This window comes from Amycolatopsis mediterranei (genome assembly GCF_026017845.1).
Classification (GTDB): domain Bacteria; phylum Actinomycetota; class Actinomycetes; order Mycobacteriales; family Pseudonocardiaceae; genus Amycolatopsis; species Amycolatopsis mediterranei.
Genome location: NZ_CP100416.1, coordinates 7,505,778 through 7,519,712 on the forward strand (window position 1 = coordinate 7,505,778; position 13,935 = coordinate 7,519,712).

The following is a 13,935-nucleotide window of genomic DNA, read 5'->3' on the forward strand; positions in this document are numbered from 1 at the left end:
GCGTCACACGACGTTGCCACGCTCGTCGCGCGCGGCCAGCAGGTCTTCGCGAGCCCGGGCCACGCGGGAGCGCACCGTCCCGACCGGGCAGCCGCAGATCTCGGCGGCCTCGGCATAGGTGTGGCCGAGCAGCTGGGTCAGTACGAGTGCCTCGCGGCGCTCTTCGTCCAAGTCTCGCAGCAACACGCCGACCTCGACGACCTCTTCGAACCCCGAGGCGGCCGCGCGGCTGCGGGCGGACTGCTCCTCGGCGGCCGCCGTCCAGTCCTGACCGGAGAGCTGCGGGCGTGCCGAGCGCGCCCGGAAGTGGTCGACCACGGCCCGGCGGGCGATCGAGAGCAGCCAGGTGCGCGAGGACGACCGGCCGGCGAACCGGCTGAGCGAGGTCACCGCGCGGGCGTAGGTCTCCTGCGTCAGGTCGTCGGCGACGACCGGGTCGGTCAAATGGGCGACGAACCGCCAGACGTCGGCCTGCGTGGACCGCACCCAGTCCGCGTAGGCGCGCTGGTCACCGCGCGCTGCGGCGAGGGCGAGCGCGGTGATCCGTTCGTCGTCACGATCCCGGCAGGAGTTCACGGAACGACACCGTAACCCACACCGGCGGGAACTCGGAGGGGTCCGCGCGCGACTATGTGGAGGTGAACTGCTCCGACTTCCGTGAAGCGCTCTCGGCCCGGATCGACGGTGAAACGGGTTCTCTGCCGGACTCGGTGGTGGACCGCCATCTCGCGGGCTGCCCGCAGTGCCGGGCCTGGCACGAGGACGCCGTCCGGTTGCGGCGGCTGATGCTGGTGCGCGAAGCGCCGCGGGTGCCGGACCTGACCGAGCGCATCCTGACCGAGGTTCCGGCGCCGTCGGCGCAGCGCTGGGGCCTGCGGATCGCCCTGGCCCTCGTCGCGCTCGTCCAGAGCGGTCTCGGGCTCGCCGAGCTGCTCGGTGCGGACGTGGGCCACGCCGAGCACGGCGGGATGATGGCGATGGCCGTGCACCTCGGCAACGAAAGCGCGGCCTGGAACCTCGCGATCGGCTTCGGCCTCCTCTGGGCAGCACTGCGCCCCGCGACGGCGTCGGGGCTCCTGCCCGCCCTGGCCGGTTTCGTCGCCGTCCTCGGCCTCATGTCGGGCATCGATCTCTTCGACGGCCAGGTCACCGTGTCCCGGGTGCTGTCCCACGGCCTGCTCGTGGCCGGGGTCGGGCTCCTCTACGGCGTCCGCCGCCAACATCGCCGGACGTCGACGCCGGGCCCGAGCACCCGCGTTGAGCCGGCCGCGCACGACGAGGTCACGCTCGGCTGGGAGCCCCGGGCCGAGGACGGCGGCCGAGGACGGCGCCGCCGGTTCCCGCACCTGCCGGCGAGCCGTCGTCGCGCGGCGTGATGATCGCGGGGAACCAACCCGGCTCGCCGGACGACTACCGAGAGGCTGTCACAATGGGAAAGCGGTGCGTCAGCGTCATCCTGTTCGGCGGTTTCCAGTTGCTGGACGTGTTCGGCCCGGTCGACCTGCTGAGCGTGGTCCCGGACGGGTTCGACGTCCGGTTCGTCGGCCCGGGTCGTGAACCGGTGGCGAGTTCGCAGGGGATCAGCGTCTCGGTGACCGACACCCGGGACGACGCCCCCGAGCCCGACATCATCCTGGTCCCCGGCGGCCGGGGCACGAGGACTCTCGTGCGGCAGCAACCGTTCCTCACCTGGCTGGCCGGTTACGCGCGCTCGGCGCCGCTCGTCACCTCCGTGTGCACGGGCTCGGCGGTGCTCGCGGCCGCGGGCCTGCTCGACGGCTACCGCGCGACGTCCAACAAGCGCGCGTTCGACTGGGTCACGACCCAGGGCGAGCACGTCGGCTGGGTGCGGCAGGCCCGGTGGGTCGAGGACCGGAACCGGTGGCCCTCCTCCGGAGTGGCCGCCGGAATGGACATGACGGCGGCGCTCATCCGGCACCTGCACGGTGCCGAGGTGGCCAAGGCTGCCACCGACTTCATCGAGTTCGAAGCGCACCCCGACCCGGCACGGGATCCGTTCGCAGGTCTCGCCGGATCCTGAATCAGCCGGACAGTTCGCGGAGCAGCACGCGGGGCCGCCCGTCGACCGGGTCGGGAATCACGCTCCCGTCCACCGCGAAAACCTCGCGGAAGATTTCGCGCGTGAGCACTTCGGCCGGTGGCCCGGCCGCGGCGATCGTGCCCGCCTTCAGGGCGACGATCGTCGTGGCGTGCCGGGCGGCGAGGTCCAGCGTGTGCAGGGCCGCCACGACGGTGACGCCGAGCGAGGCGACCAGGCCCAGTGCGGAGATCTGGTGCGCGGGGTCGAGGTGGTTGGTGGGTTCGTCCAGCACCAGCACTTCGGGTTGCTGTGCCAGGGCTCTGGCCAGCAGCACCCGCTGCCGTTCTCCGCCGGACAATGTGGACAGTGGCCGGTCCGCGAACTCGCCGGCGCCGGTGCGTTCCAGCGCTTCGGTGACGACCTTCTCGTCCGCCGCCGAAAGCCGGTCGAACGCGCCGAGGTGCGGGTACCGCCCGAGCCGGACCGCCTCCCGCGCGGTGAAGTCGTACCCGCCGGCCTGGTCCTGGCCCAGCACGCCGACGCGGCGGGCGACCTGGCGGTGCTTGACCGTCCAGACGTCCTCGGCACCGAGCAGCACCGCGCCCGTCCGTGGGCGCAGCGCCCGGTAGACCGTCTTGAGCAGAGTGGACTTCCCGCTGCCGTTCGGGCCGACCACCGCCACGAACTCGCCCTTCGCGATCGTCAGGGTCACGTCGTGCACCGCGGGTACGTCCGCATAGCCGGCGGTGACGCCGTCGAAGACGAGTTTCACGACAGGCCCACCGTTCCCGCCGCGCTGCGGCGCAGGATCACCAGGAACAGCGGAACGCCGATCACGGCGGTGAGGATGCCGATCGGCAGCTCGGTCGGGGCGAGCAGCAGCCGGGCGGCGGTGTCGGCCCAGACGATCAGCAAAGCGCCGAGCAACGCGGTCACCGGCAGTGCCCGGCGATGGTCCGCGCCGACGAGCAGGCGGGTCAGGTTGGGCACGATCAGGCCGATGAATCCGATGCTGCCGGACACCGCGACGACCGTGCCCGTCAGCAGCGCCACCACGACGAGCAGCACGCCCCGGGCGCGAGCCGCGTCGAGCCCCAGTGACGCGGCACCGTCGTCGCCCAGCACCAGCAGGTTCAGCCGGCCCCCGCCCGCGGCCGAAACGACGACCAGCACCAGCACGACGGCCGCGCACGTCAGCGCCAGCGGCCACTGGGCGCCGGCGAGACTGCCGAGGATCCAGAACAGGATCTGCTGTTGCCCGTCGACGTCCTCGGTGCGCAGCAACAGGAACGAGATCACCCCGGCCAGCAGCTGGCCGACCGCGATGCCGGTCATCACCATCCGGCCGGCCTGGATCCGGCCCGCGGTGCGCGAGAACCCGAACACCACCAGCGCTGCCACGACGGCCCCGCCGAACGCCGCCAGCGGCAGCGTGAGCAGCCCCGCGAGGCCGGCGCCGACGGTGGTCAGCACGAGCACCGCACCGACACCGGCGCCGGAGGTGAGCCCGAGGATGAAGGGCTCGCCCAAGGGGTTGCGGACCATCGCCTGGGTCAGCAGCCCGGCCACCGCGAGCCCGGCGCCGACGGACACGCCCTGCAGAACCCGCGGCACGCGCAGGTTCCACACGATGAAGTCGGACGGTCCCGGCGCACCACCGCCGGTCAGATGGGCGCCCACGACGGACGTCACCTCGCCGGGCGCGATCGACACCGGGCCGAGGCCCACGGCGACGAGTGCCGAGACCACCAGCGCGGCGGTGAACACGGCGAGGACCACCCCGATCGGGATCCCGCCGAGCAGGCCGCTGCCCCGGGACCGGTGTGCCAGGCGCGCGGTCACTTGTGGAGGGCTTCGGCGATCTTCGCGACCGCGTCGCCGTTGAGGACGCTCGGCGAGAGCAGGATGCTCTGCGGCACCACGGCGAACCGGTTCTCCTTCACCGCCGTCGTGCCGGCGAGCACCGGGCTGCTGCGGATCGCGTTCAGCAGGCCGTCGTCGCTGCCGGGAGCGAATCCCGAGATGACGACGATCGCCTGCGGGTCCCGCTTGACGACCTCTTCGGCGCTGAGGCTGGCGAAGTCCTGCGTCGCGTCCTCGGTGATGTTCTGGCCGCCGGCCAGGGTGATCACCCCGTTGGCCAGGCCCGTGCCGCCCTGGGCCCGCACCGGCTGCCCGGCCGCGGGCGGGGTCGACAAGGCGAGGACCCGCTTGCCCGAGGTGCTTCTCGCCTTGTCGACCGACGCGGTGATCTGCGCGACCAGTTCGGCGCCGCGCTGCTCGACACCGAACAGCTTCGCGGCCTGCTGGATGAACGTCGTCGTCGCGGACAGGTCCTTCACCGCGGCGCCCTTCGCGGTGTCGCACGCGACCAGTGACTTCGCCCCGGCCTTCGCCAGCTGGTCGACCGACGGCGTCCCGTCGAACCCGCCGAAGCTGAAGCTCGAGATGCCCACGACGAGATCGGGCTTCGCCGCGATCACCGCTTCGGCGTTGCCCTGGCCCTTGTCGAGCACCGGGATCGCCGAGAGCTTCACCAGTTCATCGCCGGTGAAGGCCTTGAAGAAGTCCGGCGCGGCCGTGCCGACGATCTTGTCGGCGGCACCGAGGCGTTCCAGGATCGCCGCCGCGCCGCCGTCCATCGTCACCACCCGCTTCGGCGGTGAGGCGAGCTGCGGCGGCCCAGGGCAGCCCACCTCTGTGGAGCTGGGCGGCGACGAGGGTGCCGCGGCAGGCTGGGCCGGGCCGGCCGTCCCGCACGCCGACAGTCCGAAAAGGACCGCCACAGCCGCTGTCCACCGCAGTGCTCTCACCGGAATCCTCCTCGGCGTCGTCGATGCTCCACCAGCAGTAGTCGCACCACGAGCCGAGTTGGTTCCCGGACATCCGCGCCGACCTACTGCCGGGACCGCCGCAGCCGCAGCCCGACCACCACCGCGGCCACGATGACCACGACCGCGATCAGAATCCACACCCACGCCGGAATGCCACCGCTGGTGTCGCTCGACGCGGCGGGGGTCGGGGACGCCGTCGTGGCGGGCGCCGAGGACGACGTCGGTGCGGCGGAGCTGGACGTGGCGGGCGGTGAAGCGGGCGCGGTGAGGGTGAAGTGCACCGCGCTGGTCACCTTGTCACCGTCGTCCGAGACGACCTTGTACGTCAGCGTGTACGCCCCGGCCGGGCCGGTGGGGACCACCGCGGCCGTGATCGTCGCGTCGGTCACCGTCGGCGGCGAGACCGTCCACTTCGCACCGTCCGGACCGGTCACCGAAATCGGGTCCGGCTGCAGCGTCACGGCTTCCTCGAAAGTCAGCTCGACCTTCTGGGGAGCGGCCGCGAGACTCGCGCCCTCGGCCGGTGAGCTCGACTTCAGCGCGGCATGGGCGGACGCGGGTCCGGCGAAAGCCAGCAGCCCGGCCAACGCGAGCAGGGCGGCGGCGAACAACCTGACGATCTTCATCGGGTTTCCTCGATTTCGTAACTGATACCGGTGCCGGCGAAGTTTCGCAGGCGAAGGCTGTTGGACACCACGAGCACGGACGACAGCGACATGGCGGCGCCGGCGATGAGCGGGTTGAGCAGGCCGAGCGCGGCGATCGGGATGGCGGCGAGGTTGTAGCCGAACGCCCAGGCGAGGTTGCCGCGGATCGTACCGAGGGTGCGGTGCGCCAGGCTCAGCGCGTCCGGCACCACGCGCAGGTCGTCGCGCACGAGGATCAGGCCGGCGGCACGCAGGGCGATGTCGGTGCCCCTGGCGATCCCCAGGCCGAGGTCGGCGGTCGCCGGCGCCGGGGCGTCGTTGATGCCGTCGCCGACCATCGCCACCCGGTGGCCACTGGCCCGCAGTTGCTCGATGACCTCGGCCTTCTCCGCAGGCAGGACTCCGGCGCGGACGTCCTCGATGCCGACCTCGGCGGCCACCGCCCGCGCGGTCACCTCGTTGTCGCCGGTCAGCAGCACCGTCTTCAGGCCCATCGCGTGCAGCGCCCGGACCGCCTCGGCGGCCGACGGCTTGACCTCGTCGCGCACCAGCAACAGCCCGGCCACCTCGCCGTCGCAGGCGACGAGCACGACCGTGACGCCCTCGCTCTCGGCGGCGGCGACGTCCGCCTCGACCTGGGGCGGAACAGGGACGCCCTCCTCGGTGAGCAGCCGCGCCCGCCCCACGAACACGCGCACGCCGTCGACGGCACCGGCCGCGCCGAGCCCCGGCAGCGCCCGGAAGTCCGTCACCTCGGGCAGCTCGCCGGAGATCCGGGCGACCACGGCGACGGCGATCGGGTGCTCGGACGCCGCCTCGACCGCCGCGGCGGCGCGCAGCACCTCCTCGGCGGTCCGCCCGCCCACGGGCCGGACGCCGGTCACGGTCATCCGCCCGCTGGTCACGGTGCCGGTCTTGTCCAGGACCACGGTGTCGACGCGGCGGCTGGCCTCCAGCGCGTCCGGGCCCTTGACGAGGATCCCCAGCTGCGCGCCGCGGCCGACGCCGACCATCAACGCCGTCGGCGTGGCCAGTCCGAGCGCGCACGGACAGGCGATGATCAGCACCGACACCGCCGCGCCGAACCCGGCCCGCACCGGCTGCCCGGCCAGCAGCCAGCCGGTGAGCGTCACCACGGCGATACCCAGCACGACCGGCACGAACACCGCGCAGATCCGGTCCACGAGCCGCTGCACGTTCGCCTTGCGTTCCTGGGCCCGCTCGGCCAGCGCGCTCATCTGCGCCAGCTGCGTGTTCGCCCCGACCTCGGTGGCCCGCACGACCAGGCGGCCGCTGCGGTTCACGCTCCCGCCGATCACCCGGCTGCCGACGGCGACTTCCGCCGGAACGGGCTCACCGGTCACCGCAGCGACATCCACAGTGGACATTCCGAGGACGACCTCGCCGTCCGCCGCGACCTTCTCCCCCGGTCGCACGACGAACTCGTCACCGCGGGCCAGGTCGGCCACCGGAACCGTGACCTCGGTGCCGTCGCGCAGGACGCGGACGTCCTTGGCCGCCAGCGCGTCCAGCGCCCGCAGCAGATCGCCCGCACTGCGCCGCGCCCGGGTCTCGAAGTAGCGGCCGGCGAGCAGGAACGTCGTGACCCCGGCGGCGACGTCGAGGTAGACCGAGTCGGCGCCGGCGGCCGTCGTGCCGAACCCCAGCCAGTACCCGGCCGCACCGGATCCGCCGGTCAGCACCGACCACGTGGACCAGCCGTAGGAAGCGAACACCCCCAATGACACCAAAGTGTCCATACTGGACGAACCGTGCCGAAGGTTCCGCCACGCCGCCCGGTGGAACGGCGCCGCGGCCCAGAAGACGATCGGGGTGGCCAGCGCGAGGCACAGCAGCTCCCACCAGGGGAACCGCAGCGACGGCACCAACGCCGAGGTGATCGACAGGTTCCCCAGCGGCACCGACAGCAACATCGCCTGTCCGAGGCGACGCCGCAGATCACGGACCCGTGCGGCGTGCGCGTCCTCCTGGCGGGCGTCGTGCGCGGCGCCCTTGCGGACTTCGGCGGTGTAGCCGGCCTTCGCGACCGCGCTCGTGAGCACGGCCGGATCAAGGTCGTCCGGGCAGCGGACGGCCGCGCGTTCGGTCGCGAAGTTGACCGTCGCGCGGACACCGTCGAGCTTGTTGAGGGTGCGTTCCACCCGTGCCGCGCAGGCGGCGCACGTCATACCGCGCACCGCGAGCTCGACGCTCTGCGCGGCGGGTGTGGTCGTCTCGGAAGACATGGGTTCTCCGTGGTCGCTGTCGATGTTCGGTGGCAGCGACAGGGTGTGACCGGCGCCGAGAATACGCAGCGGCTCGCTACGGCTCTTCCTCCGGGTTGCCGTCACCTGGTCGGCTGGCCCGGGGAACCATTCCGCGACCCTGTCCGACTACTGGACCGGTGGCAGCGACAGAAGTGCCCTCCGAGCCGAGGAGAACGACCAGGGCCTGACCTCACAGCATCGCCAGCAGCATCACGGAGGTGCCGAGGCCCATCAAGGCGTCGGCGCCCCACCCCGCCGTGCGCACCGACGGCGGCGCGACCCGCGCGCCGTCGATGACCCGGGCCAGGAACGCGATCCCCGCCAGGCAGAACGCGATCGCCAGCGTCAGCGCGACGATCACCACGTCGGCGGGCACTCCCCCGCCGGCCGACGGGAGCGCCATCGCCATGCCCTCCATCCCCGGCATGTCCATGGTCGTCGCCGTGCCGCTGCCCACCATGGCGCGGGGCATGGCGAACGCCATCCACACCATCGCCAGCATCATCACCGCGTGATAGCCCGGGTGCCACCGGCTCTCGGGCGCGCCGCCTCGCACCGCGGCCACGGCGAACCACGCCGCGGCGAACCCGAACAGCACCACCTGCGGCAAGCCGGCCACGCCCATCGTGGCGGGCCACACCATCGCGACCATGGCCACACACATCGCCGCGTGCAGCACGTCACCGACTCGGCTGGTCACCGTGCCCTGTCGGAAACAGCGGTAGGCACAGAACGCCCCGGCCGCCACGAACACCGCCGTCAAGATCCACCGCAAGCCAGTTGCTTCGATCACGCCTTCGCCTCCTGATGACGCGCGCCGACGATCAGGTCCACGACCAGGAAAGCCAGCAGCGACAGACCGAACACCGGCAGGTAGTAACCCACCACGGCGGTCACCACCAGGAACGGCGCGAGCACCCGGCCCGGAATCCGGCGCCACGCCCCTCGCACCGGCGGACGCCCGACGCGCGCCTCACCCCGGGTCGGCCGACGCAGCCACCACATCCGATAACCCCAGAAGATCACCGCGATCAACCCGACCGCCAACCCGGTGAGCACGATCTGGTTCGCCACCCCGAACAGCAGCCCCATATGGGCGTCGATCCCCCACCGGGACAGCTTGGCGGCCAACGAGTACCCGGAGAACGGCAGCGTGTCGGTGAGCCGGCCGGTGGCCGGGTCGACGGCCATCGAGTCGGCCTTCGTCGGCCAGGACCGGCCGACCTGCGCCACGACGTACGCCTTGCCCGGCCCGGACGGCGGCCGGATCTCCACCGGGTCCGACAGGCCGGCCTGCAGCGTCGTCGCACGCACGGCGTCGATGCCGACGTCGGCGCCCTGGGGAGCGACCGCGGGCAGCGCGGTCGACACCGACGGCGTCGTCCAGTCCAGCTGTGCGCGCAGCCCACTGATGTTGTCGCCCGCATGCTCCGACCAGGTCAGGCCCGTGGCCGAGAGGAACAGCAGCCCGGCCGCGATCACCAAGCCGGTCATGCGGTGCCACGACAGCAGCCGTCCCCGCGCGCTCTGCGGCTTCTTCCGCTTCCGGCTCCCGATCCAGAGCGCGATCCCGGCCAGCACGACCACCCACAGCCAGCTGGCCGCGAGTTCGCTGTACCAGCGGCCGAAATCACCCAGCTGCAGGTTGGCGTGCAGCCCGTCGATCCAGCTGCGCAACGGCAGCGCCTGGCCCGAGCCGTAGGTCTCCAGCTGCCCGCGGATCTGGCCGGTGTGCGGATCGACGAACACCGTGTGGTGAAAGCTCGGCTCCAATCCCGGCCGATTGAAGATCACCTGCGTCGAGTCGGTCGCGGCCGGCCCGGGCCGGATCCCGGTGATCGTCCCGTCCGGCACCGCGGCCTTGGCGACGGCAGTCTGCTGCGCCAGGGGCACGACCCCGGGCGCGGCAGGGACGTGCAGTTCGTGGTCGTAGACGGCCTGCTCGACCTGCGGAGTCCAGATGTAGGTCAGCCCGGTCAGCGCGGCGACGAGGAGGAACGGGCCGACGAACACCCCGGCGTAGAAGTGCAGCCGCACCAGCAGCGGGCGAACCGCCGCCCAGGTGAACCGGGGCTCGGGCGGTGCCTCAGCCGTACGCTCTTCGCTCTGGTCGATCGACATCGAGCTCCTTTCGCCTGCCTCGGAGGAATCAGTCGGCTGCCGGCCGCGCCCAGTTCCCGGCAGTTCGGTGACGCGGCCACCCTGCGCGATTGCAGGTCGCATCGTGTTGCGACGCCGTGACGAACGGGGGACGTCCGGTCGACGGGTGCGGGACCACAGCGCTGAGCACTCCGCAACTTTCGACGGCCGGGTGAGCGCCCGCTCAGAGTGCGACTCTCACTTCACTCGATCGCCACGAGCCGGCGGCGAGCAGGACCGCACCTGCCGGTCTTCGCGTTGAAGGGCGCGCGTTCTTCGCCCTCGTCACCGGCATCCTCGCCCTGATGTCCGGGCTGTTCCAGATCAACCCGGTGTGGAAGTTCGGGCCCTGCGACCCGTCCAAGGTCTCCGCCGGCTCCCAGCCCGACTGGCACTTGGGCTTCGCCGACGGCCTCCTGCGCGTGTACCCGCCGTGGGAACCGTTCCCCGGCAACCACACATTCCCCAGCCCCTTCTTCGCCGGCGTCCTCGGCATGACCGTGCTCTTCACCGCCCTGTTCGCCTGCCCCTGGATCGAACGCCGCCTCTCCGGCGACACCGCCCACCACAACCTCGGCCAACGCCCCCGCGACGTTCCCGTCCGCACCAGGATCGGCATGATGGCGCTCGCCCTCTACGGCGTGCTGGCGCTGTCGTCGTTCAACGACATCATCGCGCTGCAGTTCGACATCTCGCTCAACGCCACCACCTGGGCCGGGCGCATCGGGCTGCTGCTCGCCCCGCCCGTCGCCTACCTGATCACCTACCGCGTCTGCCTCGCCCTGCAGCGGTCGGACCGCGAGGTGCTCGACCACGGCATCGAAACCGGGATCATCACCCGGTCTCCGGCCGGCACCTACCTCGAGATCCACCAGCCGCTCGACGGTAAGGCGCGCACCTACCAAGGCGCACCGGTGCCGACGAAACCGAACAAGCTCGGCGCCGCCGGGCACGCCGGCGGCCGCAGCCTCACCGTCGGCTTCGAACCGGCGGACCCGCCACTGGGTGGACCTGCGCCGCACGCCACCAGCGTCAGGTGCCGTTCATCCTCCTCCCGCCGCAGCCCGGCACGGCGACGACGACCTGATCATCGACGACCTCGGCACCCTGGGCCGGAACACGGCACGGCGGACCAGCCTGGCGGCCGGCATCCCGTTCGGCTGAGCCTCCGGCGCCGGCGGTACGAACACACCCGTTCGGGGGTACCGTTGAAGGCGCGTGAGGTTGAGCCCGAGCCCTGCGTGAGCCCCTCCGCTCGCTTTCGGATCCAGGATCGATGCGGTGGCGAGTTCACCTCCGCGTCCACTGCGCAGGCTCGCTTGTCGCCCGTGTCGCCCGCTTCCCCCGGGAGACGATCGCCATGCCGCAACCACCGTCCGTCCACGTTCACCCGTCCGCCCCGATCCTGCGGGTGCTGCGGACTTGCCGACGAAACGACTTGCTGGTCATCACCGCCGACGGCGAAATCGACCTCGCCAGCGCTGGGCTGCTGCGCCGCGCGCTGTGGCAGGACCTGCCTCGGCACACCGTCCTGGACCTCAGCGGCGTGTCCTTCATGGCCGCGGCCGGACTACGGGTTCTCGAAGAAGCGGCCGAGCGAGCACACCTGGAGCGCCGGAAGGTCGCCGTCGTGGCCCGGACGCACCCGGCGGCACGCGTCCTGCGGCTGGCCGGGTTCGACCGGATGCCGATCTACCCCCGGCTGGCGGACGCGGTCCGCGAACTGCCGGCCTGGCCGACCGCGGGACCGCTCCTCTGGCGTTCCGCCGATGAACGTGGGAAGTTGGCTCCACGAGGGGTGGATCAAGGTTCCGCGGAGGGCGTGACGATGCACGACCGGGCGCACGACGTTTCCGCGGCCCTGCTCGAGCTGACGGAGTCGTTGCGGGCCGGCGAGTCCCGCGATGAGACCCTGGCGCGGATGGCCGCCCGGGCGGTGGCGTTGCTGCCTGGTGCCGACGCCGCGAGCGTGACGTTGTTCGACGGAGGCGTGCCACGCACCGTCGCCGCGACCGAGGAGAGCGTGCTCGTCCTCGACAAGGCCCAGTACTCCCTCGATGACGGCCCCTGCCTCGAAGCGACGCGCACCGAGACGGTCGTCCGCACCGACACGGCACTGGCCCACCGGAGATGGCCCGCGTTCGGTGAGGCCGCGGCCGGGGCCGGTGTCGAAACCATGCTGTCCTGTCCGTTGTTCGTCGGCGTCGACGACGCGGTGACCGGAGATGCGGCCCGCCAGCACCACCTGTCGGGTGCGCTGAACGTGTGGAGCCGGCAGCAGAGCGTCTTCGATCCGATGGACGCCGCGCTGATCGCGTTGTTCACCAGCGCGATGTCCGGGGTCATCCTGACCGCGGCCCGGTGGGGCCACGCCCAGCGCCAAGCCCGGCAGCTGCGTACCGCTCTGGAGTCCCGCGACGCGATCGCCACGGCCAAGGGCATCGTGATGGCCCGCCGCGGGCTGACCGCCGACGAGGCCTTCGCCTGGCTCACCGAGCTCTCCCAGCGGACGAACCGCAAGGTCCGCGACATCGCCACGATCATCCTGGCCCAGCCCGCGATCGTCGAACCGGCCCAGCGCGGAAGCACGGCGGGCTCGTACTGACCGCCTGATCCATGGGGCTCGGCTCGTCCAGATCGGCCCGGAGCACCTGCAGCTCACGCCCGCGCTGAACCCGAGCGGGCCGGCGGCTGCCGAAACCGCGGTGACCGCACGAACCGGAGTTCGGCGCACGGCCACTGCGCCGGGCGATCCAGCGGCACGTCGACAACCGGCTCTCGAGCCTGCCGCTCGGCGGGGAGCTCCTCCCGCGCGGCTCCGTCCGCGTTGGACGTGGCCCCGGCGGGCCGGCGTTCGACGTCGCCGTTTCCGCGGGTGAACCGGTGTGCGCTCTCATCGTGGCTCCGGGTCGGCAACCTCGGCCGGCTGGAGCTGCCTGGTCACGATGTCGGAGGCGACGTCGAGCAGGGACCGGCCGCACGCGAACGCGTAAGCCCGGATCCGGGCCAGGGCCGCTGCGGGCGGCAGATCCAGCACGGCCATCACCATTCCGGTGGCCTGGGACACCTGCCGGTACCGCATTCCCGAACCCGACATCCTCGACCCGTCCCCGTCGAGCCAGCGGCCGGCGTTCGCCGACAGGCCGGACAACGCGAGCGCCGCGAGGTCGGCCAGCCGCCCGGCCGTGACCAGATCGCCGTTGCTCAGCGAGCCGGGCGTACCTCGGTAGGCGTCCAGGGTCGCGACCGCGATCCCTCCAAGGTGGACGGGAAAGCTGAACAAAGCCGCCACCGGGTGCGTTGCGGCTTCGACGGCGAAGATCGGCCAGGCCGGCGCGAAATCGGCGCCGAGGTCGGGCACGAGCACCGCGTCGCCACTGGTGTACGCCTCGAAACCGGGGCCTTCGCCCAGCGCGAACTGCAGATCCGCCAGGGCTGTGCTGACCACGTCGGTGGCATGCACCAGCTCGCGCTGGCCCGCGTGGGCCATGACGGCGATCGCGGCGCCGTCCAGCGACAACAGCCGCACGCACTCCCGGCACACGCGGCCGAGCAGGTCGATCCCGCCGTCGGCAGCATTCCGGCCCAACGCGGCCAGCACGCTCGTGTGCAGTCCCTCGAGCTCGGTCATCACCGACCACCGCGAATCGGTCCATTCCGGCGGGAACACGAACGGCTGAACGACGAATTGACCGTCAAATGCGCAATGATCGGGAGGTCCCTTCAAGAAAGCCCGGCGCGCCTCCCGAGGTCCGGCGGTGCAGGTGCCGGGCACGCGGAACTGTGCCGCGTGCGGAAGCTTGCAGCCGGGCGCTTCGACGGTGAGCTGGAGGAATCCACGCGGCCTGAGTTCGGGTCTGTCAGGCTTCGGCGACGTGCCTCGGGCTGGGTGCCTTCGGGTTGCCGGGGGCGACGTGGATCGCGCTAAAGAGGCCTGGCGGCTGCGGAAGTCACGATGGTCGTGTGCGGGTCCGACGTCATGTCGGTGCTCCCGTTCTCGACCTCTG

Annotated in this window: 12 protein-coding genes and 1 pseudogene; 4 read left to right on the forward strand and 9 right to left on the reverse strand. The window is 72.0% G+C overall.

Annotation, left to right across the window (positions count from 1 at the left end; genetic code table 11):
• Window positions 1-3: 3 nt before the first annotated feature.
• Window positions 4-576 carry a sigma-70 family RNA polymerase sigma factor gene (locus tag ISP_RS33495; RefSeq protein WP_013228310.1) on the reverse strand — a complete coding sequence of 191 codons (573 nt, stop codon included), beginning with the start codon at window positions 574-576 and terminating at the stop codon, window positions 4-6.
• Between the two features lie 62 nt (window positions 577-638).
• Here ISP_RS33495 and ISP_RS33500 point away from each other — a divergent pair, with 62 nt between their 5' ends.
• Both ISP_RS33500 and ISP_RS33505 read left to right on the forward strand, forming a co-directional pair.
• Entirely contained in the window at window positions 639-1,376 is a 738-nt protein-coding gene (locus tag ISP_RS33500) for a zf-HC2 domain-containing protein (RefSeq protein WP_034285794.1), read from the forward strand.
• 53 nt (window positions 1,377-1,429) lie between these two features.
• Window positions 1,430-2,041 (forward strand): DJ-1/PfpI family protein, encoded by a 612-nt coding sequence (locus ISP_RS33505; protein ID WP_013228312.1) that lies wholly within the window; start codon window positions 1,430-1,432, stop codon window positions 2,039-2,041.
• A 1-nt stretch (window position 2,042) separates the two neighbouring features.
• On the opposite strand, the gene ISP_RS33510 is transcribed toward ISP_RS33505, so the two are convergent.
• The 7 genes from ISP_RS33510 to ISP_RS33540 form a co-directional block, all read right to left on the reverse strand.
• Complete coding sequence (locus tag ISP_RS33510) at window positions 2,043-2,813, reverse strand: ABC transporter ATP-binding protein (RefSeq protein WP_013228313.1); 771 nt, start codon at window positions 2,811-2,813, stop codon at window positions 2,043-2,045.
• Entirely contained in the window at window positions 2,810-3,883 is a 1,074-nt protein-coding gene (locus ISP_RS33515) for a FecCD family ABC transporter permease (RefSeq protein ID WP_013228314.1), read from the reverse strand. Before ISP_RS33515 ends, ISP_RS33510 begins: the two co-directional genes overlap by 4 nt.
• A complete protein-coding gene (locus tag ISP_RS33520) occupies window positions 3,880-4,854 on the reverse strand; it encodes an ABC transporter substrate-binding protein (RefSeq protein ID WP_230468483.1) in 975 nt (324 codons plus the stop codon). Before ISP_RS33520 ends, ISP_RS33515 begins: the two co-directional genes overlap by 4 nt.
• A gap of 83 nt (window positions 4,855-4,937) precedes the next feature.
• Window positions 4,938-5,501, reverse strand: coding sequence for a copper resistance CopC family protein (locus ISP_RS33525; protein WP_013228316.1), 564 nt, complete (start codon window positions 5,499-5,501; stop codon window positions 4,938-4,940).
• Window positions 5,498-7,768, reverse strand: a complete 2,271-nt coding sequence (locus ISP_RS33530; RefSeq protein WP_013228317.1) for a heavy metal translocating P-type ATPase — start codon at window positions 7,766-7,768, stop codon at window positions 5,498-5,500. The genes ISP_RS33525 and ISP_RS33530 overlap by 4 nt, the downstream gene beginning before the upstream one ends.
• Window positions 7,769-7,979: 211 nt before the next feature.
• On the reverse strand, window positions 7,980-8,582 hold the full coding sequence (locus ISP_RS33535; RefSeq protein ID WP_013228318.1) for a DUF5134 domain-containing protein: 603 nt from the start codon (window positions 8,580-8,582) through the stop codon (window positions 7,980-7,982).
• On the reverse strand, window positions 8,579-9,910 hold the full coding sequence (locus tag ISP_RS33540; RefSeq protein ID WP_013228319.1) for a PepSY-associated TM helix domain-containing protein: 1,332 nt from the start codon (window positions 9,908-9,910) through the stop codon (window positions 8,579-8,581). The genes ISP_RS33535 and ISP_RS33540 overlap by 4 nt, the downstream gene beginning before the upstream one ends.
• Before the next feature lie 261 nt (window positions 9,911-10,171).
• Between ISP_RS33540 and ISP_RS33545 the strand changes: the two are divergent.
• Both ISP_RS33545 and ISP_RS33550 read left to right on the forward strand, forming a co-directional pair.
• Window positions 10,172-10,884 (forward strand): annotated as a pseudogene (locus tag ISP_RS33545) (cytochrome b family protein); the annotation flags it as partial.
• 482 nt (window positions 10,885-11,366) lie between these two features.
• Window positions 11,367-12,533 (forward strand): ANTAR domain-containing protein, encoded by a 1,167-nt coding sequence (locus tag ISP_RS33550; RefSeq protein WP_013228320.1) that lies wholly within the window; start codon window positions 11,367-11,369, stop codon window positions 12,531-12,533.
• A gap of 288 nt (window positions 12,534-12,821) precedes the next feature.
• Here the strand turns inward: ISP_RS33550 and ISP_RS33560 are convergent, their stop codons facing one another.
• Window positions 12,822-13,559: a GAF and ANTAR domain-containing protein gene (locus ISP_RS33560; RefSeq protein ID WP_049878268.1), complete on the reverse strand. Its 738-nt coding sequence runs from the start codon at window positions 13,557-13,559 to the stop codon at window positions 12,822-12,824.
• Window positions 13,560-13,935: the final 376 nt, after the last annotated feature.

What these genes read in the sequence shown, in the direction of transcription:
- ISP_RS33505 (WP_013228312.1), top strand. Translation starts at nt 1,430, where the DNA reads ATGGGAAAGCGGTGCGTCAGCGTCATCCTGTTCGGCGGTTTCCAGTTG.
- ISP_RS33525 (WP_013228316.1), bottom strand. Translation starts at nt 5,501, where the DNA reads ATGAAGATCGTCAGGTTGTTCGCCGCCGCCCTGCTCGCGTTGGCCGGG.
- ISP_RS33560 (WP_049878268.1), bottom strand. Translation starts at nt 13,559, where the DNA reads ATGACCGAGCTCGAGGGACTGCACACGAGCGTGCTGGCCGCGTTGGGC.
- ISP_RS33530 (WP_013228317.1), bottom strand. Translation starts at nt 7,768, where the DNA reads ATGTCTTCCGAGACGACCACACCCGCCGCGCAGAGCGTCGAGCTCGCG.
- ISP_RS33540 (WP_013228319.1), bottom strand. Translation starts at nt 9,910, where the DNA reads ATGTCGATCGACCAGAGCGAAGAGCGTACGGCTGAGGCACCGCCCGAG.